This window comes from Paenarthrobacter sp. PPS72 (assembly GCF_048537125.1).
In the GTDB taxonomy this organism is placed as follows: Bacteria; Actinomycetota; Actinomycetes; order Actinomycetales; family Micrococcaceae; genus Arthrobacter; species Arthrobacter nitroguajacolicus_E.
Window position 1 is genome coordinate 125081 of the sequence record NZ_JBLYIE010000049.1, and the last position, 20216, is coordinate 145296.

Genomic DNA, 20216 nt, shown 5'->3' on the forward strand with positions numbered 1-20216 from the left:
ATCGATAATGGCACGGACCGGCCCAAAAAACTCAGCCCGCAGGGTGCTGACCTGGCTTGGAGCAATTTTCGTTGTATTAACCGCTGTCCTTGCTGGCGGAGTACTGACTGGCAATGCCAGTTGGGCTCCAAAGCTTGCTCTGGACCTTGAAGGCGGAACCCAGATGATCCTGGCTCCCAGGGTAGAGGGTTCCAGTGAGATCAACGAGGAGCAACTCAACCAGGCAGTTGCCATCATCCGCCAGCGCGTAGATGGCTCCGGTGTTGCTGAAGCGGAAATCAGCACACAGTCCGGCCGCAACGTAGTGGTCAGCCTTCCGGGAACACCATCCAAGGAAACCCGGGACTTGATCCAGGCTTCGGCCGACATGAACTTCCGCCCGGTCATCGCTGCCGCGGACCCCGCAGCCATCCCAGTCGAATCCCGGACGCCGGACGACCAGCTGCCCAAACCCACCGCAGAGCCGGCCAATGCCAGCGATATTAACTGGGTGACCGCGGATGTCTACAAGGAATTCGAAGCGCTGGACTGCGTGAATCCATCCCCGGAAAAGCGTGAGCGCTCCGATCCGGCCAAACCGTTGGTGACTTGTGAGGCCGCCACGGCAGAGACCCCGGCCGTCAAGTACATTCTGGGGCCCGTTGAGGTCAAGGGACAGGACATCACAGGCTCCTCCTTTGATCCCGTCCAGGGCGCGCAGGGTTCGGTCACCAACTCCTGGGGCGTGACCATCACGTTCAACTCCGACGCCACGGCCAAGTTCAAGGAAGTGACGGAGCGACTCAACCAGTTCTACGTTGCGGCCGAGGCCCAGGGAACGAACGACCCCAAGTCCCAGTTCGCCATTGTCCTGGACGACAAGGTCATTTCTGCTCCCCGCTCCCTTGCGGTGATCACTGATGGAAAGCCCCAGATCACGGGCAACTTCACACAGGCGTCTGCGAAGGCGCTCTCTGATCAGTTGCGCTTCGGCGCGTTGCCCATCAGCTTCGAGATCCAATCACAAGAGCAGATTTCTGCCACGCTCGGTGGCGACCAACTTCGACTCGGGTTGCTGGCTGGCATGATCGGCCTGTTGCTGGTTGTGGTGTACTCGCTGTTCCAGTACCGGGCCTTGGGTCTTGTGACCATTGCATCGCTCGTTGTTGCCGGTGTGCTGACGTATCTTGCCATCGCCATCCTTGGATGGACGGAAAACTATCGCCTGTCCCTGGCAGGTGTGGCCGGTTTGATCGTGGCCATTGGCCAGACTGCGGACTCGTTCATCGTCTACTTCGAACGCATCAGGGATGAACTGCGCGAGGGACGTGGCCTTGTTTCCGCCGTCGAGAACGGGTGGAAGCGAGCCAAGCGCACGGTTCTGGCCTCCAAGGCCGTCAACCTCCTGGCTGCGCTGGTCCTCTACTTCGTAGCTGTCGGCAACGTGCGTGGCTTTGCCTTTACCTTGGGGCTGACTGCCCTGGCTGACCTCCTGGTGGTGTTCATGTTTACACACCCCATGCTGCAGGTCCTTGCGCGCACCAAGTTCTTCGGGGAAGGGCACCGTTTCTCCGGGCTTTCCCCTGACCGTCTCGGCGCAGTTCCGCTCTACCGCGGCGCGGGCCGTCTCCGCACACCTGAGGAAAAGCCCGCAGTGGTCCGCCCGCGCAACACCGGTGCGGCAGCCGAAGCCGAACGACGCATGACCATCGCCGAGAGGCGCCTTGCCGAGAAGGGCCAGCTTACTGGTACTTCGAACGGCACCAAGGAGGAGAAGTAATGACCACGAGCTTCGCAACCTTCGGCCACGAGCTTTACACGGGCAAGCGCTCATACAACTTCGTCAACTCAAAGAAGATCTGGTTCATCATTGCGGCTGTGGCCGTGGCGCTGTCGATCCTGATTCCGGTGGTCAAGGGCGGGTTCAACCTTGGAATCGAGTTCCGTGGCGGCTCGGAGTTCACAGTTTCAAACGTGAGCACCACTGAGGCAAGCCTCGGCGAGAAGGCCGTCCATGACGTGGTGCCCGATGCCATCCCCCGTGTCGCCAACGTTGCGGGCAACACCATGCGGATCCAAACAGATCAGCTGACCGATGACGAGACGAACCGGATCAAGGATGGCCTCACCAGCGCCTATGGCGTGACAGAGAACGAAGTGACGTCCAACTTCGTGGGCCCCACCTGGGGTCAGGATGTCACACGCCAGGCCCTCATCGGCCTGGTGGTCTTTGTTGCCTTGGCAGCCGTCCTGATGGCGCTGTACTTCAGGACTTGGAAGATGTCCTTGTCGGCACTCGTGGGCATGCTCGTCACTATGTTCACCACAGCAGGCGTCTACGCCCTGAGCGATTTCGAAGTCACGCCGTCGGCAATCATCGGCTTCCTGACCGTCCTCAGCTACTCGCTGTATGACACTGTGGTGGTCTTCGACAAGATCCGCGAAAACACCGCGGACATCTCCACCTCCACACGCCGCACCTTTGGCGAGGAGGTCAACCTGGCTGTCAACCAAACCCTGGTTCGCTCCATCAACACCATGATGGTGGCAGTCCTGCCGGTCGCGGCAATCCTCTTCATTGGTGCCGGGCTCTTGGGCGCCGGCACCCTGCGTGATCTTTCCCTTGCCTTGTTCGTCGGTATTCTCATCGGCACCGCCGCCACAATTTTCATCGCGGCGCCGCTGTACGCGTGGCTGCGCCAGAGTGAGCCTGACCTCGTCAAGCAAGCCAAGAAGGTTGCCCACCGCAGGACTGAAGCTACAATCTAGGGCTGTTCAGCCCCGTTGTTAGGCCTGGAGCCGGCCTCCGCATCACTGCGGAGGCCGGCTCTTTGACTTGCCCATGTCATCGTCATGTGCTGCCCGGTTGCAGAAGCATTCACCTGCGGGAATAGACTGGGAGAATTAAATCGGTTGTGAGGGGTACTTCTGTGGAAGAACGTGCGACGTCGGCGCCACCGGCGGGCGGGGATGACGGCCGCAAGAGTGTGGCAATTCCGGCAACGAGTGTGCCCGGACGTACTGCAGCTGCGGTTCCGGTGGATGCTCCCGGCGCGCGTCCCACCTTCCCGGGACGGAGGGAACGTACGCGGTCCCGGCTTGCCCGCCTGACGGGACGGGGTATCGCCCCCTACTCGCCAATCTTGGAGCCGCTGCTGCGCACGGTTCGGGCCAACAATCCCAAAGAGGACTTCGACCTGATCCAACGCGCCTTCGCCGTGGCTGAGCAGAGCCACCAAGGGCAGAAGCGCAAGAGCGGTGATCCGTACATCACCCACCCCGTGGCCGTGGCCACCATCCTGGCTGAACTTGGCATGACCGGAACAACCCTGGCAGCAGCGTTGCTTCACGACACCGTGGAGGACACCCCATACACTCTGGCTGATCTGACGCGGGATTTCGGACCCGAAGTTGCCATGTTGGTGGACGGCGTCACCAAGCTGGATAAGGTCAGCTTCGGTGAGGCTGCCCAGTCCGAAACCGTCCGCAAGATGGTTGTGGCGATGGCCAAGGACATCCGTGTCCTGATGATCAAGCTCGCAGACCGCCTCCACAATGCACGTACCTGGCGGTTTGTTTCCGCGGAGTCATCATCACGCAAGGCCCGTGAAACGCTGGAGATATTCGCGCCGCTGGCACATCGCCTGGGTATGAACACCATCAAGTGGGAACTGGAGGACCTGTCCTTCGCCGCGCTATACCCCAAGGTGTACGAGGAAATCGTGCGCATGGTGGGAGACCGCACACCGGAGCGGGAAAAAAGCCTGAGCGTCATCCGCAACCAGATCGCGGATGACCTTCGAACGGCCCGGATCAAGGCAACCATCACCGGCAGGCCCAAGCACTACTACTCGATTTATCAGAAGATGATCGTCCGCGACAAGGATTTCGACGACATCAATGACCTCATGGGCGTGCGGGTCCTGGTGGACTCGGTGCGTGACTGTTACGCCGCACTAGGGACGCTGCATTCACGATGGAACCCCCTTCCGGGCCGGTTCAAGGACTACATCGCGATGCCCAAATTCAACATGTACCAGTCACTGCATACAACGGTGATTGGCCCCGGCGGAAAGCCTGTGGAGATCCAGATCCGGACCCACGAGATGCACCGCCGCGCGGAATACGGCGTGGCAGCCCATTGGAAGTACAAGGACCAGCCCAACCGGACCGCGCAAGGCCCGGGCAGCCCCCGTGACGGGGACATGGGCTGGCTGCGGTCGCTGGTGGACTGGCAGCAGGAAACCTCCGATCCCGGCGAGTTCCTGGATTCTCTCCGCTACGAGATCAACGCCCGGGAAGTGTTTGTTTTTACTCCCAAGGGCGAAGTCATGGCCCTTCCGGCCGGATCAACCCCCGTGGACTTCGCGTATGCCGTGCACACCGAGGTAGGCCACCGAACCATCGGTGCCCGCGTCAATGGCAAGCTGGTTCCGCTCAACAGCGAATTGAACCACGGCGACTGGGTGGAGATTTTCACCTCCAAGGCGGAAGGCGCCGGCCCAAGCCAGGACTGGCAGCACTTCGTCAAGTCTGCGCGTGCGCGCAACAAGATCCGGCAATGGTTCACCAAGGAACGCCGCGAAGAGGCCATCGAACGCGGCAAGGACATGCTGACCCGGGCCATGCGGAAGCAGAACCTGCCATTGCAGCGGCTGATGACCCACGACGCCTTGTCCGCTGTGGCAGAGGACTTCCATTATGTAGATATCTCCGGGCTTTATGCGGGTGTTGGCGATGGGCATACCTCGGCCCAATCCGTCATGGAAAAGCTCGTGGATCACTTGGGTGGCCATGAGACACCTGACGAAGACCTCGACGAAGTCAGCATTCCTACCCAGGTGGCGAAGTCGAAGTTCTCGGATTCCGGTGTCATCGTGCGCGGCGTGGGCGATGTCTGGGTGAAGCTGGCCCGCTGCTGTACCCCCGTACCCCCTGACCCCATCCTTGGCTTCGTCACGCGTGGTTCGGGCGTCTCTGTCCACCGGACGGACTGCACCAACGTTTCCGGTCTCCGTGACCAGCCGGACAGAATTGTTGAAGTTGAATGGGCACCTACCCAGTCCAGTGTGTTCCTGGTGGAGATTCAGGTGGAAGCCTTGGACCGGAAATCCCTCCTATCCGACGTGACCCGCATCCTGTCCGATAATCACGTGAACATCCTCGCCGCGTCGGTTCACACCTCGAGCGACAGGGTGGCGATCTCAAAGTTTGCCTTCGAAATGGGTGATCCTAAGTACCTGCATCACGTCCTGAACGCGGTTCGCCGTATCGACGGCGTTTTCGATGTGTATCGAACTACTGGAAACCGCCGACGCAGCTAGCCTGGTTCTACCGGAGCCAGCTGAGCCAACGTTGCCAAGGCGCGTTTCTTGTGGGGCACCCGCGGAGCCGCCTCGACGGCAAGAGTGAGCAGCCGGAGCCGAATGCCCAGTTCTTCCCGGTCAAGAAGGCGTTTCAACGCAGGGAGCGCACGATCGGCTTCGACATGGAGGGCGATGTCGGCTGCTGTGCGGAGGGGACTGCTGACCAGAATTCCGCCGAGGCTGACGATGTCCATTTGACCTAGCCGCACTTCATGGAGACTGCATGCCGTGGTTCCCCGCAGGCTGGAAATGCGATGTTTCACATCGACCAGCAGTGACAGGTGGTCGGGCGGATTGGCGCAACCGTAGATCCACGCTGCTGTAAGCCGCCCGGCGACCACTTTGGTTCTGATTCTCTCCGGGACAGTCAGGGCCGCTGCGCGCGCCCTCAGGCGCTGAGTGACCGCTACCCCGGGTGAGGCGTAACTTTTTCCGTACAGGGGCAGCAGGATGCCATCGAACGCCATGCTCTGCAGTTCGTTCCAGGTAAAGATGCGGTTGGGGGAGTAGAGCTCGGGGATGACCGGCTCCAGCAAATGCGGGGCGTTGACAGCGGGGACCATTCATCGATCATTCCGCGTGGCAACCCTACGAGTACAGGCTCCGTTCCGGTTATGTGGATAACCGGAACGGAGCCTGTAGGAAGGTGCCTGGGCTCAGAATCCCTTACGGACTCAAAATCCCCTATGCGAGGTCGCTGGCCGAGCGCTGGATCTGGTCAAGCCATGCCTGACGTGCCTCGAGAGCCTCTCGTGCGGCCTTGATGCGGCGCTGGTCGCCTGCTTTCTCAGCCTTCACCAGATCGTCCTTGAGGCCCGCAATGGCCGATTCAAGCTGTGACAGGGCACTGTTGGTGCGTGCCTTGGTCTCCGGGTTGCTCCGACGCCACTTCTCTTCTTCGGCCTCCCGGACCGCGTCTTCAACCTTGCGGAGCCCGGCTTCGATCCTGCCCATATCGGCGCGGGGAACCTTGCCGGCATCTTCCCAGCGGTCCCTGATGGACTGGAGGGCTTTCTTGGCAGCATTGAGATCGTTGATGGGGAGGAGCGCCTGCGCCTCAGCCACCAGCTGTTCCTTGACGGCCAGGTTCGCAGTGTATTCCTGGTCGATCTGGTCGTTGGCGGCTTGGCGGTTGCTGAAGAAGACGTCTTGGGCGGCGCGGAAACGGCCCCAGAGTGCATCATCGTCCTTGCGGCTTGCGCGCGGAGTGGTCTTCCACTGGTCCATCAGCCTGCGGTACTCGCCGGCAGCGAATCCCCAATCGGTGGATGTGGAAAGTGCCTCGGCCTCTGCAATCAAGGCCTCCTTGGCTGACTTTGCCGCGGAGTTGTTGCTGTCCAGCTGGGAGAAGTAGGCGCGGCGGTGACGATCGAATACCGTCCGAGCCGAACGGAAACGCTTCCAGAGTGCGTCTTCGTTGCTGCGGCCAAGCCTGACTCCGCTCTTTTGCGCGGCCTTCCACGTCTCAAACAACTCGTTCATGCGTGCGCTTGAGGTTTTCCACTGGATCTGGGCCGGGTCCTGGCCGGCGATGGTCTCAGCTTCAGCAACAATTGCTTCGCGTGCCGCGAGTTCGCTGGCGCGCACCGCATCATGGGCGGCCTTCTCGGACTTTTCCAGTTCTACGATCTGCGCTGACAAGGCATCCAGGCGGGCTTCGGCAGCACGGATGTCGCCCACCATGTTGCGCTCCGCGAGCTGCTCACGCAGGTGGGTCACCGTCTTCTGCATGTCCGTGGCGGGAGCCTTGGACTCCACACGGTGTTCCAGGAGAACCACCTGTGCGATGACGTCGTCGAACTTCCGGGCGAAGTAGCCCAGTGCTTCGTCGGCGCTGACACCCGGATACTGACCAACAGCGATTTCCTCGCCATCCAGTGTCAGGAAGACGTGGCCGTCACCTTCAGCGCGTCCCCACTTGGCTGCCTCGGCCAGCGAGGCGGCGGACACAGCCGGGGCTGCAGGGACGACGGCGGCGGGAGCCTTGGGGCGGGCCGCGAACGCTGCGGGGGAGGGCGCCGGGGCTGGCGTCGGACGAGGAGCGGCCGGACTTTCAGGAGTTGCCGGCTCCGTGGCCTGCGCTTCCTCAGCAACTACATCGGCAGCCGAAGCTGTCTCGCTGGCCGGAGTCGGTTCGTTGGCCGGAGTTGGTTCGTTGGCGGGAGTGGCCTCCACCGGAGCTGGTGCCTCGGTACCGCTGGTTCCGGTTGCCTCGACTGCTTCATCGTTGGCCGCTACTGCTGTTTCGTCGGATTTCTGACTGTCTGTCACCGCTAAAAGTCTTTCGCTTGGAGGGAACTACTCAGGTAATGCACCGCAGGCCGGGCCTGGAGCTGGTTACTTCAGAGAAAACGAGTCTATCGTGACAGGTGCCACAGGGGCGCCGTCGCTGGTGTTTTCACCGGGTTTAAGGCCCGCCGCGGCGATCTTGGTGACCACGTCCAGGCCGCTGGTCACCTTGCCCACTATGGTGTAGCCGCCGGCGGTATCTGCCGGAATAGTGGTGTCCTTGTAGACGATGAAGAATTGGTGTCCGTTGCCGTAGGCATCGTTCCCGCTGCGGGCCACGGCGATCGTCCCCGCGGGGTACTTGTTGTCTGACGGGGTATTTTCCAGTGGTCCCCACCGATAATTCGCGTCGTCTGCGCCGTCTTCGGATTTCGCACCGCATTGCAGGAGCCCAAAGGTCTCGGAGGTTGTCAGACGGTGGCAGAACGCTCCGTTATAGTAGCTGGCGTCGCTGAGGGACTTGAACACGGCGGCAGCCTGCGGCGCCGCGGTGCCGTTCAGTTCTACGCCCACAACGCCGCTGTTCAACGCGAGCTCCCCGGTGAAGGTCTTGCCGGCGGCAGTATCCGGGCTGGGAATGTCGGCACTGCTGGAAGCGGAAGCGGACGGCGAACTGAGCCCCGCCTCCGCGGCAGCGAACTCCGCCTCGGTGGGGTTGGAACTGAAGACGGTCAGTTGAAGCGCAGTGGCCAGAACCACCGCAACACCGGCGGCGCTCACGGCGATGGTGTTATCCCTTTTGCGTCGCTTGCCCTGTTCCTGCCGCAGGGCACGCTTGGCTTCCATCTGCCTGATGCGCCGTTTCGCTTCGCGGTCATCCCGCGACCTTGTTGCCAAGAGTCCTCCTGATTGTGTCCACTTTCGAAGGCCGCCGACAGGAACCGGGCATGCTGCATTAGATGTGCACGCGCGGAAAGCATAAACTGGCTGCCGCACATAGTTTATGCATGACCGGCTGGACGCCCGCCCTGTAAACGCCGAAACGGTGTTTAAAGCTGCGGTGCCATGCCAGCGTCGGCTTTCTTCAAGGAGACTTTTCCACCATGGCACGTACCGCCTCCCTGTCCGGATTCCCCGAGTGGCTTCCCCAGGAGCGGTTGGTGGAGCTCCACGTGCTGGACACGCTCCGGAAGACGTTCGAACTGCACGGTTTCTCGTCCATTGAAACCCGCGCGGTTGAAACCGTGGGCCAGTTGCTCCGCAAAGGCGAGATCGACAAAGAGGTCTATGGCCTCAGCAGGCTCCAGGACGACGAAGGCCAGGATGCCACGTCGGACAAGGCTGATCCGAACGCCTTGGCACTCCACTTCGACCTGACTGTCCCTTTCGCCCGCTACGTGGTGGAGAACGCCGGCTACCTGGCCTTTCCCTTCCGCCGTTACCAGATACAGAAAGTATGGCGGGGCGAGCGGCCCCAGGAAGGCCGTGCACGTGAGTTCACCCAAGCGGACATCGATGTTGTAGGCGACGGCGAACTGCCTTTCCGCTATGACGTTGAAATCGCGCTGGTCATCGCCGAGGCCCTTAGCGCGCTGCCGATCCCCGATTTCCGGCTCCGGATCAACAACCGGAAACTGGCAGAGGGCTTCTATCGCGGCATTGGGCTGACGGACACGGCGGGAGTGCTTCGCAGCATCGACAAACTGGAAAAGATCGGCGCTGCGAAGGTGGCCGGGCTGTTGAAGAGTGAGCTCGGAGCCACTGACGAGCAGGCCGGCCTTGCCCTTGAGCTGGCCACGATCCGTACGGAAGACACCTCATTCGTGGACAAAGTCCGAGCTCTAGGAGTGAAAGACGAACTCCTTGAAGAGGGATTGAACGAACTTGAGCAGGTCATTCAGGCGGTAGTTCAGCGGGCGCCAGGAAAGGTAGTGGCCGACCTCAGCATTGCCCGCGGCCTGGATTACTACACCGGGACTGTTGTCGAGACGGTGCTTGTGGGCCACGAGCAGCTCGGGTCCATTTGCTCCGGTGGCCGCTACGACGCATTGGCCAGCAAGGGCAACCGCAAGTTCCCCGGCGTCGGACTTTCCATTGGCGTAACGCGGCTTGTTTCCCGCATCCTCAGCCAGGAGCTGGCCACAGCGTCGCGTTCGGTGCCCACGGCGGTACTTGTCGCCCTGAATTCGGACGACAGTTGGTCCGCTGCGCAGGACATTGCAGCCCAGTTGCGGGCCCGCGGCATTGCCACGGAAGTTGCAGCCAAGGCTGAGAAATTCGGAAAACAAATCAAGTTCGCCGACCGTCGCGGCATCCCTTTCGTGTGGTTTACCGATGACGAGGGCAAGCACCAGGTCAAGGACATCCGCTCAGGTGAACAGGTAGATGCCGACCCCGCCGGCTGGACGCCTGCCGAAGAGGATTTGTACGTCCGAGTCACCACCGCCTGATAGGCGCCAACGACCGTTCCGTCGTCGTGGCGGGAGCCGTGGCCCGGGCGGGTAAACTCGAACGGGATTGTCTTTGCAACGGTCCCTCTATATTTCATGCTGAAAGGAATGCTGTGCTGCGCACACATGACCTCGGATCTCTTAGCTCCGAGCACATTGGACAAACCGTTACCCTGGCCGGCTGGGTGGGGCGCCGCCGTGATCACGGTGGCGTTGCATTCGTTGACCTGCGTGATGCGTCCGGTGTAGCCCAAGTGGTTGTCCGTGAGGAAGAGGTCTTCCACGGCCTGCGGAACGAGTACGTCCTGCAGGTAACAGGTACTGTCAACAAGCGACCCGAAGGCAATGAGAACCCGGCGTTGGCTACCGGTGAGATCGAGGTCATGGCGGACAAGGTGGTTATCCTCAATACCTCCGAACCCCTGCCGTTCCAGATCGACGAACACGTTGAGGTCGGCGAGGAAGCCCGGCTCAAGCACCGCTACCTGGACCTCCGCCGCCCCGGCCCTGCTCGCAACATGCGCCTGCGTTCAGAAGCGAACCGTGTGGCACGCGAGCTCCTCCACCGGCGCGGCTATGTCGAAATCGAGACTCCCACGTTGACGCGTTCGACGCCGGAAGGCGCCCGTGACTTCGTTGTCCCGGCACGTCTTGCCCCCGGTTCCTGGTATGCCCTTCCGCAGTCGCCGCAGCTTTTCAAGCAGCTCCTCCAAGTGGGCGGTTTCGAGAAGTACTACCAGATTGCCCGCTGCTACCGTGATGAAGACTTCCGCGCGGACCGCCAGCCGGAATTCACGCAGCTGGACATCGAAGCCAGCTTCGTTGACCAGGACGACGTCATTGAACTTGGCGAGGCAATCGTGAAGGCCTTGTGGCAGCTGATCGACGTCGAGATCCCCACCCCGATCCGCCGCATGACGTATCTGGATGCCATGGCCAAGTATGGCTCGGATAAGCCGGACCTGCGTTTCGGTGTTGAATTGACCGAACTCACCGAGTTCTTCAAGGACACCAACTTCGGCGTCTTCAAGGCGCCCTATGTTGGCGCCGTGGTGATGCCCGGTGGTGCTTCCCAGCCCCGCCGCACCTTGGATGGCTGGCAGGAATTTGCCAAGCAGCGCGGACACAAGGGCCTGGCTTATGTCCTCTTCAAAGAAGATGGTGAACTGGCTGGCCCTGTTGCCAAAAACCTTACCGAGACCGAGCGCGAAGGCCTGGCTGACGCTGTGGGCGCCAAGCCCGGCGACTGCATCTTCTTCGCTGCAGGTGAGAAGTCCGCAGCCCGCGCCCTGTTGGGTGCTGCCCGCGTTGAAATCGGTCATCGTACCGGCCTGATCGATCCCAAGGACTGGGCTTTCGTTTGGATCGTGGATGCTCCCATGTTCGAGCCCGCAGCGGCTGCTGTCGCATCCGGTGACGTCGCAGTGGGAGCCGGTCAGTGGACGGCTGTGCACCATGCTTTCACGTCGCCGAAGCCTGAGTTCCTGGACACGTTCGATAAGGACCCGGAATCCGCGCTCTCTTACGCCTACGACATCGTCTGCAACGGCAACGAGATCGGTGGCGGTTCCATCCGTATCCATGAGCGCGAAGTACAGGAACGCGTCTTCCAGCTCATGGGCCTGGACAAGGAAGACGCCGAAACCAAGTTCGGCTTCCTGCTCGAAGGCTTCAAGTACGGCGCACCCCCGCATGGCGGAATGGCGCTGGGCTGGGACCGCGTGGTCGCTTTGCTTGCAGGCGTCGAGTCGATCCGCGATGTCATTGCCTTCCCGAAGTCGGGCAACGGCTACGACCCCCTGACCGCGGCACCGGCACCGATCACGCCGCAGCAGCGCAAGGAAGCAGGCGTCGACTTCAAGCCGGAGGTCAAGTCGGAGTCAAAGCCCGCAGCCAAGCCGGAAACGAAGTCCGAGTAAATTCCTGCCCAAAAGGCTCCTCACTGCGGTGGGGGGCCTTTTGCGTTCCAGTCAGAAAGGATCCCCGCATGATGGAGCAAGCACTCCTGGAAACCCTCATGGACAAGGCCTGGCCGGCCCTCGAGCGCCAAGACCTTGACGTGGGAGAGGCAGGACAGTGGGTGCTCCGTGCTTCGGACGGAGTGACGCAAAGAGCGAATTCCGTGTGGCCAAGGAGTGCAAGTGGCGTGCCGAACGGGAACCCCGATATCCCGCGATGCGTGCGGGCAGCGGGGGAGTGGTATCGGCTTCGGCGACTTCCCTTGATCTTCCAGGTGTTCGATGACTCCTGCAGCGCGGACCTCAACGCCGTCCTGGATGAGCAACGCTTCACGAGGCAATCCGCAACAAGGATCATGGTCCGCGGCATGGAGGAGCTGCCGGTCACTTCCGGCCGGAACGTTGACATGGCTGATGAGCCCTCCGAAGAATGGCTTCGCGTGTGGTGGTCAGCGGACGGCCGTGGTGGAGACGCAGAGCTGTCCGTCGCGCACAAGATCCTCACTGCCTGCCCGTCGCTGTATGCAACGGTGAGGGACGACAACGGCGCCCCTGCCGCCGTCGGACGTCTCGCGTTGGTGGACGGCCGGGGCGGCATCTACTGCATGGCGACGTCGGCGTCGCACCGCAGGCGCGGCTACGGGACCGAGGTACTGGCTGCGCTGTTGAATGCCGGGGTTCACCGGAATCTCGAGGGTTTCTGGCTCTTGGTCACAAAGGCGAATCGTGGTGCACAGCTGCTTTACTCTCAAGCCGGCTTTACCGACCACGGCAGTTACCTGTACCGACAGGCACCCCTAAGGCGTGCGTCAAGCGGCTGCTAGGCCGGGGGATCAGTCACTGTGATGCGCACGGAGCAGGCCTCGGTTGCCGCTTTCGCAAGCATCGCTGTCTTGGGCTCCTGAATGTCCAGGAAGGCCAGGCGCGTCCGTCCGGAGATTGCTTTCAGTGCCGGTTGGGCAAGAACCTGATCCACCAAGGCACGGTCTCCGCCCGGGACGATGTACTCAATGCGGTGTCCGTTGAAGATCCGGGACGCGTGTTCTGCGGTGGCTCTGGCATCGAGGAAACGATTGCCACTCTTCGAAGCGAGGATCCTGGATCCGCTGGCAGCGGCTATGGCGTAACCGCCCCGGCGAACAAAGAGCAGGCCAAGTCCCCGCTCCTGGTTTGCAAGGGAGGCCAGACGTTCAAGCTCCGTTCCGCCCCGTCCCGGACGACCGTCAGGCGGCCAAGGGGCCTTCAGCAGGGCAGTGGCCCCATCTGCTGCCCGCAGGAGCAGCCCACCGTCGTCGAGGTCGTCAGCGACGGCACCATGGCTCGCCGTAAACCTGTCCACCCATCCCTGCAACCTGCCCGCGGGCACCGAAGCGGTCCTGTTGCCCGAACGCTGGTGAGGGGTAGCTGCTCGGCGATCCACGTCGATGTCTCCTTTGCTGGAACTATGAGTAGCCTATCCATGTGGAAGATCTCTTTGGTGCGGGTGCTGTTGATGACGACGAGTCGGAGGATCTGCCTGCGTCGGGGGATGCCTCCGATGCCTACTGGATGGCTTCCCAGCGCAGTCCACTGGCGGTAAGGATGCGCCCCCGGACGCTGGACGAAGTGGTTGGGCAGCAGCATCTTCTGGGGCAAGGTTCGCCGCTGCGGCAACTCGCGGCCGGTGCCGGGGCTGCAGGGCCTGCGGGTCCCAGTTCGGTGATTCTTTGGGGTCCGCCAGGAACCGGAAAGACGACGCTCGCTCATGTGATCGCGCGTGGGCCCGGGCGTAAGTTCGTTGAACTGTCAGCCATCACCGCCGGCGTCAAGGATGTTCGCCGTGTCATGGACGAGGCTCTAACGGCCCGGGACCTGTACAAGAAGACCACCGTCCTTTTCCTCGACGAGATCCATCGCTTCAACAAGGCCCAGCAGGACGCCCTGCTGCCAGGTGTGGAAAACCGCTGGGTGGTGCTGGTGGCTGCCACCACGGAAAATCCCTCTTTCTCTGTGGTCTCGCCGCTCCTGTCCCGTTCACTGCTCCTTACGCTGAAGCCGCTCACCGATGACGACATATCGGGTTTGTTGCAGCGGGCTGTGGCCGACGCCCGCGGCCTGGCCGGCCGCGTTGAGCTTGGTCCTGAGGCGTTGGACCACTTGGTACGGCTCTCCGGAGGTGATGCCCGTAGGGCGCTGACAGCTTTGGAAGCCGCTGCCGGTGTCGCGTTCGGTGACTCTGCCGCCGTCGATGTTTCCGAGGACGCCACTGACGACGGCGAACCCGGACTCGCGAACGACGGCGTACCTGACGCTCCGGTACTGGTGGAACTGCGCCATACTGAACGTGCGTTGGATGCGGCAGCCGTTCGCTACGACCGCGCCGGCGACCAGCACTACGATGTGGCCAGTGCCTTCATCAAGTCCATCCGTGGTTCGGATGTGGATGCTGCCCTGCACTATTTGGCGCGCATGCTTGAAGCCGGTGAGGACCCGAGATTCGTCGCGCGGCGCATCGTGATCTCCGCGGCCGAAGATATCGGCATGGCCGATCCCACCGCTCTGCAGACCGCAGTGGCGGCGGCGCAGGCAGTGCAATTGATCGGTATGCCTGAGGGTCGCATCGTGTTGGCAGAAGCTGTGGTCCATCTGGCCACTGCGCCCAAGTCCAATGCTGCCTACATGGGCCTGAACAAAGCTGTGGCCGATGTTCGCGCAGGGTTTGGCGGCGGTATTCCCATGCATTTGCGTGACGCGCACTATCCGGGTGCAAAGCAATTGGGCCACGGCAAGAGCTACAAGTACGCGCACGACGAGCCGCACGGTGTGGCGACGCAGCAGTATCCGCCGGATGACTTGGTGGGTAAGGACTACTACCAGCCCACCAATAACGGGGCCGAACGGGATATTGCCGCCAGGCTGGAAAAGCTCCGTAAGATCGTGCGTGGCGACTAGCCTGTCGGACCAGGCCGACTGCGGCCGGTTGCCTCCCGCGTGATAGGATAGATCCTTGTCTGGCATGGCCTGACGCACAATCCCTGTGAAGATTCCTTCAATAGTGCTGTGCGCCCGGGCTAGTAGCAAGAGGTAGCGGTTGGCCGATGCTCTCCCTGATGGAGGCCAGTAACACTGACACACCGCAGTAATTGGAAGGACACAAGTGGCTAACAACACTCGTGCTCGCCGTACTGCACGCCTTTCGCGTGCACTCGGTATTGCTCTGACCCCCAAGGCCGCCAAGTACATGGAGCGCCGTCCGTACGGCCCCGGCGAGCATGGCCGTGCCCGTAAGAAGCAGGACTCCGACTACGCCGTACGTCTGCGCGAAAAGCAGCGTCTGCGCGCCCAATACGGCATCCGCGAAGCCCAGATGACCCGTGCCTTCGAAGAAGCACGCCGCACCAAGGGCCTCACCGGTGAAAACCTGGTTGAGCTCCTCGAAATGCGTCTGGACGCCCTCGTGCTCCGTGCAGGCTTCGCCCGCACCATCGCACAGGCCCGCCAGCTTGTTGTGCACCGCCACATCATGGTTGACGGCATCCGCGTGGACCGCCCGTCCTTCCGCGTTGGCGAAGGCCAGCTCATCCACGTTCACAGCCGCTCCGAGGTCATGCCCCCGTTCCAGGTGGCAGCCGCTGGTGCACACGTGCTCAACAACGTGCCGGCATACCTGGACGTCAAGATTGACGCCCTCCAGGCACGCCTTGTTCGTCGCCCGAAGCGCTCCGAGGTCCCCGTGATCTGTGAAGAGCAGCTCGTCGTCGAATTCTACGCTCGCTAAATTTCAGCAGCGCATACAAAGAAGCCCGTGGCACACGCCACGGGCTTCTTTGTATGTAAGGTACCGGGCCACTATAGGTAAGGTACTGGGGGAGGCCTTGCCCAAAGCCGTGAACCGGCTGGGTTGAGGCAGCGAAACGATCCAAGGAGAAGAGTTCTATGTCTGGTGGCGACATCGCCGGCCTCATCGCAGCAGGAGTGTTCGCGCTCCTCGTCCTGCTTTTGGCCGTGCCCATTTTGAAGCTCGGCGGCGTGTTTGACGAAGTTCGGACCTCCATCCGTTCCATCAGCGACGGCGCCACGCCCCTGATGGATGAGGTGACAGCAACAGTCACCACAACCAACCAGCAGCTGAAGAAGGTTGATGGCATCGCCTCCAACGTCTCCGACGCCTCAGCCAACATTTCCGCGTTGTCCTCGCTGGTTGCAGCCACGGTCGGCTCGCCGTTGATCAAGGTGGCCGCCTTCAGCTATGGCGTCCGTTCGGCGTTCGCTGGACGCCGCACACCTTCCTCCGGCCGCCGCAGCCGCTGAAGAAGCCAAGCCAACTGCTGAATTACAGGGAGACTGGAACCTCATGAAGAGAATTGTCTGGATGGGAATCGGCGTCGCCATCGGCGTCATTGCCTTCCGTAAGATCACCGAAGCCCAAGCCAACCTGGGGCCGGAGGGACTGAATCGTGCTGTGGGGCGGATGGCTGACGGTTTGTTCGACTTTGCCGACGCCGTGCGCACGGGGATGCATCAACGCGAAGAGGATTTGCGGGCAGCACTGGGGATCGACGACGCCGGAGACGCCCGGCGTTAGTGGGAGCGGTTCGCCCCCACGCCCTCAACAGGGCAGAATGGAAAGCTGCGGAACGGCACCAGCCGGACCGCGCACATCGTGTGCAGTGAATTGAGAAGGGTAAGTAATCAGCTAATGAAGTCGCAGGAGATCACCAAGCGCTGGGTGGACTTTTTTGTCAACAAGGGCCACACCGCCGTTCCCTCCGCGTCGCTCGTTTCCAGCGACCCGTCTCTTCTCTTCACTGTGGCCGGAATGGTGCCTTTCATTCCTTACCTGACCGCCCGCGAAGAGCCTCCCTACAGCCGTGCAACGAGCGTGCAGAAGTGTATCCGCACCGGAGACATCGAAGAAGTGGGCAAAACTGCCCGCCACGGCACGTTCTTCCAGATGTGCGGCAACTTCTCCTTTGGCGACTACTTCAAGGAAGACGCCATCAAGTTCGCCTTTGAACTGCTGACCACCAGCGTTGACGACGGCGGCTATGGGCTTCCAGCCGAGCGACTCTGGGTGACTGTCTACGAAGAGGACGACGAAGCCAAGGAACTGTGGCTCAAGAACACCGGAATTCCTGCAGAACGCATCCAGCGCATGGGCAAGGCTGACAACTACTGGTCCACCGGCCAGCCGGGCCCGGCAGGCCCCTGCTCGGAGATCTACTACGACCGCGGCCCCGCCTACGGCATCGAGGGCGGACCTCTCGCCGACGAGACCCGCTACATCGAAATCTGGAACCTCGTGTTCATGCAGTACCAGATAGAGAACGTCCGCTCCAAGGTGGACTTTGACATCGTGGGTGAACTTCCGCAGAAGAACATCGACACCGGCCTGGGCATGGAGCGTCTGGCGATGATCCTCCAGGGTGTCGAAAACATGTACGAGACCGACCAAGTCCGTCCTGTGATCGACAAAGCCGCTGAGCTGTCCGGCCGTGAGTACACCTCGGCTGAGTCCCCGGAAGACCCGCACCATACCGACGATGTCCGTATGCGCGTTGTTGGTGACCACATTCGCTCCGCCCTGATGCTCATTGCCGATGGGGTTGCACCGTCCAACGAAGGCCGTGGTTATGTGCTGCGCCGGCTCATCCGCCGCGCTGTTCGCGCCATGCGCCTGCTCGGCGTCGAAAAGGCCTGCCTGCCGGACCTGCTTCCCGCCTCCCGTGACGCGATGAAGGGCGTCTACCCGGTAGTGGAGACGGACTTTGCCCGCATCAGCCGTATCGCTTATGCCGAAGAAAAAGCGTTCCTGCGCACCATCGCTTCAGGCACCGCACGCCTGGAGGATGCTGTAGCCGAGTCGAAGGCTGCCGGCGTTCCCCTGTCCGGCGCGGATGCCTTTGCCTTGCACGACACGTACGGCTTCCCGATTGACCTGACCTTCGAAATGGCAGAAGAAGCCGGGCTCAAGGTGGACGAGGCTGGCTTCCGTGCACTGATGCTCGAGCAGCGCCAGCGTGCCCAGGCCGATGCCAAGGGCAAGAAAGGCGGCCACGCCGACCTCAGCGCCTACCAGGAACTCCTCGGCAAGGGCGAGACCGTCTTCACGGGATATGACGAACTTGAGGGCGAATCGAAAGTCCGAGGAATTGTCAGCGGAGGACGTGCCATAGCGCACGCTTCCACAGGTGACGAGATCGAACTGGTCCTCAACGAAACCCCGTTCTATGCAGAAGCCGGCGGTCAGTCAGCTGACACCGGACTCATCACCGGTGATGGCTTTGTGGTGGAGGTCCTGGACGTGCAGCGTCCCATCAAGGGCCTAAGCGTGCACAAGGCAATCGTCCGTGAAGGTGAGATCGCCTCCGACGCGCTGGTGCGCGCCGCCGTCGACCGCGAACGTCGGCATGCTGCCGAACAGGCCCACACCGGCACGCACATTGTGCATGCGGCATTGCACCAGATACTTGGCCCGGAAGCCACACAGCGCGGTTCGTACAACAAGGCCGGATACCTTCGCTTTGACTTTGCCTGGGGCGAAGGCTTGAGCACCGCTACAAGGTCTGAAATCGAAGAGGTCTCCAACATTGCCATCCGGAACAACTTCCGGGTGGACACCAAGGTGATGGGGCTCGCTGAAGCCAAGGCGCTGGGCGCCATGGCGCTGTTCGGCGAAAACTACGGCAACGAAGTTCGCGTAGTTGAGATTGACGGCGCGTGGTCCCGTGAGCTGTGTGGTGGCACGCACGTCTCCAACACTTCTTTGATCGGCAGTCTTTCCTTGCTGGGCGAGCAGTCCGTTGGCTCCGGAAACCGCCGTGTTGAGGCGTTTGTTGGCTTGGACGCCTTCCGTCACCTGGCAGCAGAGCGTGCGCTGGTTTCGGAGCTCACGGAGCTCTTGAAAGTTCCGTCCGGACAACTCGCTGACCGCATTTCGAGCACCCTGAACAAACTCAAGGCCACCGAAAAAGAACTTGATCGCCTCCGCAAGGAGCAGCTCGCAGCAGCAGCCGCAAATTTGGTGGGTACCGCCAAGGATGCTGCCGGTGTTCGGGTTGTAGCTCACGACGCCGGTCAGGTGGGCGGAGCCGACGATCTGCGCAACCTTGCCCTTGATCTTCGGAATCGCTTGGGTTCGGAAGCCTCCACCGTGGCTGTTGCCGGTGTCAGCAATGACCGACCCGTCATTTTGATCGCTACCAACGAGGCAGCCCGCGAAGCAGGCGTAAAGGCCGGAGTGCTGGTCCGCCTGGCCGCCGGCATCCTCGGCGGCGGCGGTGGTGGCAAGGACGACGTCGCGCAGGGCGGCGGCACCGACGCTGGGAAGGTCTCCGAGGCCCTCACAGCGGTGGTGGATGCGATAGCCAAGCGCTGACGGTGGATTCCAGTACTGACAGCGACGTCTACCCCCAGGGCATCAAGCTGGGGGTAGACGTCGGCACCGTCCGGGTGGGTCTGGCCATCTGTGATCCCGACGGGATCCTGGCGACGCCGTTCAAGACGGTAGGACGGGACAGCAAGAAAAATTCCGATGTGCGCGTAGTGGTCAAACACGCCGCGGAGCTGCCGGCGGTCCAGATTTTCGTGGGTCTTCCCCGCACCATGAAAGGCGAGGAACGCGCGTCCGCGCAAATGGCCATGGACTACGCGGATCTTCTCACGAGCGAGCTTTCACGCGTCGGTTTGGACGTTCCGGTTAACCTCGTGGACGAGCGACTTTCAACGGTTACGGCGCACCGCAACCTGCACGAAGCTGGCATGAGCAGCAAGAACCACCGTAAAGTGGTTGATCAGGTTGCTGCTGCTGGAATACTTCAGCACGCAATCGACATGCAAAAAGCCAGAGGAACGGACGTTGGCCGCCGAGTGCAGGCACCGGTGCAGTCCGAGAAACCCAGCAGTGCCCCAACGCTGCGGGCTGCCTCCGGCCGTGAATCCGATTCTTCTAAGAGGGGACTGCAACTGTGAGCCCGGTCAACAACGACCCCTCCAGCGGTACCGCCGGCGGCGGTATGTCGCTGACCCGCAAAGAGCTGCGTGCGCGTGAACGATTCCTCGCCACTCAGAACCACAACGTGGTGCCCGTTCCCGAAGCGACTCCTGGAGAGGCGGCTCCCTCAACAGATGTTGAGCCGGAACTGCCCCGTCCGGTGCCCGCCGTTCAACGCCCGCCCGCGACACCCCCGACACCGGCGGCGCCCCCTACGCCTGTCTCTTATACACATCTCCGAGCCCACGAGACATTGATACTG

16 protein-coding genes and 1 pseudogene are annotated in these 20216 nt (G+C 61.8%); 13 read left to right on the top strand and 4 right to left on the bottom strand.

The features are described 5' to 3' along the window. Positions 1-7 precede the first annotated feature (7 nt). The 3 genes from secD (at position 8) to ACLRGI_RS18250 (ending at position 5303) form a co-directional block, all read left to right on the top strand. Complete coding sequence (gene secD / locus ACLRGI_RS18240) at positions 8-1759, top strand: protein translocase subunit SecD (RefSeq protein WP_419202955.1); 1752 nt, start codon at positions 8-10, stop codon at positions 1757-1759. Continuing rightward, entirely contained in the window at positions 1759-2748 is a 990-nt protein-coding gene (secF, locus tag ACLRGI_RS18245; RefSeq protein ID WP_419202956.1) for a protein translocase subunit SecF, read from the top strand. Before secD ends, secF begins: the two co-directional genes overlap by 1 nt. Before the next feature lie 161 nt (positions 2749-2909). After that, positions 2910-5303, top strand: coding sequence for a RelA/SpoT family protein (locus ACLRGI_RS18250; protein ID WP_419202957.1), 2394 nt, complete (start codon positions 2910-2912; stop codon positions 5301-5303). On the opposite strand, the gene ACLRGI_RS18255 is transcribed toward ACLRGI_RS18250, so the two are convergent. The 3 genes from ACLRGI_RS18255 to ACLRGI_RS18265 all read right to left on the bottom strand — a co-directional run bounded on the left by ACLRGI_RS18255 (position 5300) and on the right by ACLRGI_RS18265 (position 8471). Then, positions 5300-5908, bottom strand: a complete 609-nt coding sequence (locus tag ACLRGI_RS18255) for a hypothetical protein (RefSeq protein ID WP_419202958.1) — start codon at positions 5906-5908, stop codon at positions 5300-5302. The genes ACLRGI_RS18250 and ACLRGI_RS18255 overlap by 4 nt on opposite strands. A gap of 121 nt (positions 5909-6029) precedes the next feature. After that, on the bottom strand, positions 6030-7616 hold the full coding sequence (locus tag ACLRGI_RS18260; RefSeq protein WP_419202959.1) for a DUF349 domain-containing protein: 1587 nt from the start codon (positions 7614-7616) through the stop codon (positions 6030-6032). 66 nt (positions 7617-7682) lie between these two features. After that, positions 7683-8471 carry a peptidylprolyl isomerase gene (locus ACLRGI_RS18265; RefSeq protein ID WP_419202960.1) on the bottom strand — a complete coding sequence of 263 codons (789 nt, stop codon included), beginning with the start codon at positions 8469-8471 and terminating at the stop codon, positions 7683-7685. Positions 8472-8677: 206 nt separating this feature from the next. Between ACLRGI_RS18265 and hisS the strand changes: the two genes are divergently transcribed. The 3 genes from hisS (at position 8678) to ACLRGI_RS18280 (ending at position 12806) form a co-directional block, all read left to right on the top strand. Continuing rightward, on the top strand, positions 8678-10024 hold the full coding sequence (gene hisS, locus ACLRGI_RS18270) for a histidine--tRNA ligase (protein WP_419202961.1): 1347 nt from the start codon (positions 8678-8680) through the stop codon (positions 10022-10024). 113 nt (positions 10025-10137) lie between these two features. Next, complete coding sequence (aspS, locus tag ACLRGI_RS18275; protein ID WP_419202962.1) at positions 10138-11943, top strand: aspartate--tRNA ligase; 1806 nt, start codon at positions 10138-10140, stop codon at positions 11941-11943. 68 nt (positions 11944-12011) lie between these two features. Beyond that, positions 12012-12806: a GNAT family N-acetyltransferase gene (locus tag ACLRGI_RS18280; RefSeq protein ID WP_419202963.1), complete on the top strand. Its 795-nt coding sequence runs from the start codon at positions 12012-12014 to the stop codon at positions 12804-12806. Here the strand turns inward: ACLRGI_RS18280 and ACLRGI_RS18285 are convergent. Then, complete coding sequence (locus ACLRGI_RS18285; protein ID WP_419202964.1) at positions 12803-13402, bottom strand: Vms1/Ankzf1 family peptidyl-tRNA hydrolase; 600 nt, start codon at positions 13400-13402, stop codon at positions 12803-12805. The genes ACLRGI_RS18280 and ACLRGI_RS18285 overlap by 4 nt on opposite strands. A gap of 41 nt (positions 13403-13443) precedes the next feature. On the opposite strand from ACLRGI_RS18285, the gene ACLRGI_RS18290 reads away from it, so the two are divergent. The 7 genes and pseudogenes from ACLRGI_RS18290 to ACLRGI_RS18320 all read left to right on the top strand — a co-directional run. Then, positions 13444-14913 carry a replication-associated recombination protein A gene (locus tag ACLRGI_RS18290; RefSeq protein ID WP_419202965.1) on the top strand — a complete coding sequence of 490 codons (1470 nt, stop codon included), beginning with the start codon at positions 13444-13446 and terminating at the stop codon, positions 14911-14913. Positions 14914-15118: 205 nt separating this feature from the next. Continuing rightward, positions 15119-15739: a 30S ribosomal protein S4 gene (rpsD, locus tag ACLRGI_RS18295; protein ID WP_011774968.1), complete on the top strand. Its 621-nt coding sequence runs from the start codon at positions 15119-15121 to the stop codon at positions 15737-15739. Between the two features lie 158 nt (positions 15740-15897). Next, the gene (locus tag ACLRGI_RS18300) at positions 15898-16272 is read left to right on the top strand and encodes a DUF948 domain-containing protein (RefSeq protein WP_017197541.1); all 375 of its coding nucleotides are present in this window, start codon (positions 15898-15900) and stop codon (positions 16270-16272) included. A 43-nt stretch (positions 16273-16315) separates the two neighbouring features. Further along, entirely contained in the window at positions 16316-16546 is a 231-nt protein-coding gene (locus ACLRGI_RS18305) for a hypothetical protein (RefSeq protein ID WP_419202966.1), read from the top strand. 114 nt (positions 16547-16660) lie between these two features. Beyond that, on the top strand, positions 16661-19339 hold the full coding sequence (gene alaS / locus ACLRGI_RS18310) for an alanine--tRNA ligase (RefSeq protein WP_419202967.1): 2679 nt from the start codon (positions 16661-16663) through the stop codon (positions 19337-19339). A 2-nt stretch (positions 19340-19341) separates the two neighbouring features. Continuing rightward, complete coding sequence (gene ruvX, locus ACLRGI_RS18315) at positions 19342-19932, top strand: Holliday junction resolvase RuvX (RefSeq protein ID WP_419202968.1); 591 nt, start codon at positions 19342-19344, stop codon at positions 19930-19932. After that, a pseudogene (locus tag ACLRGI_RS18320) lies at positions 19929-20216 on the top strand (hypothetical protein); the annotation flags it as partial. The gene ruvX and the pseudogene ACLRGI_RS18320, both read left to right, overlap by 4 nt.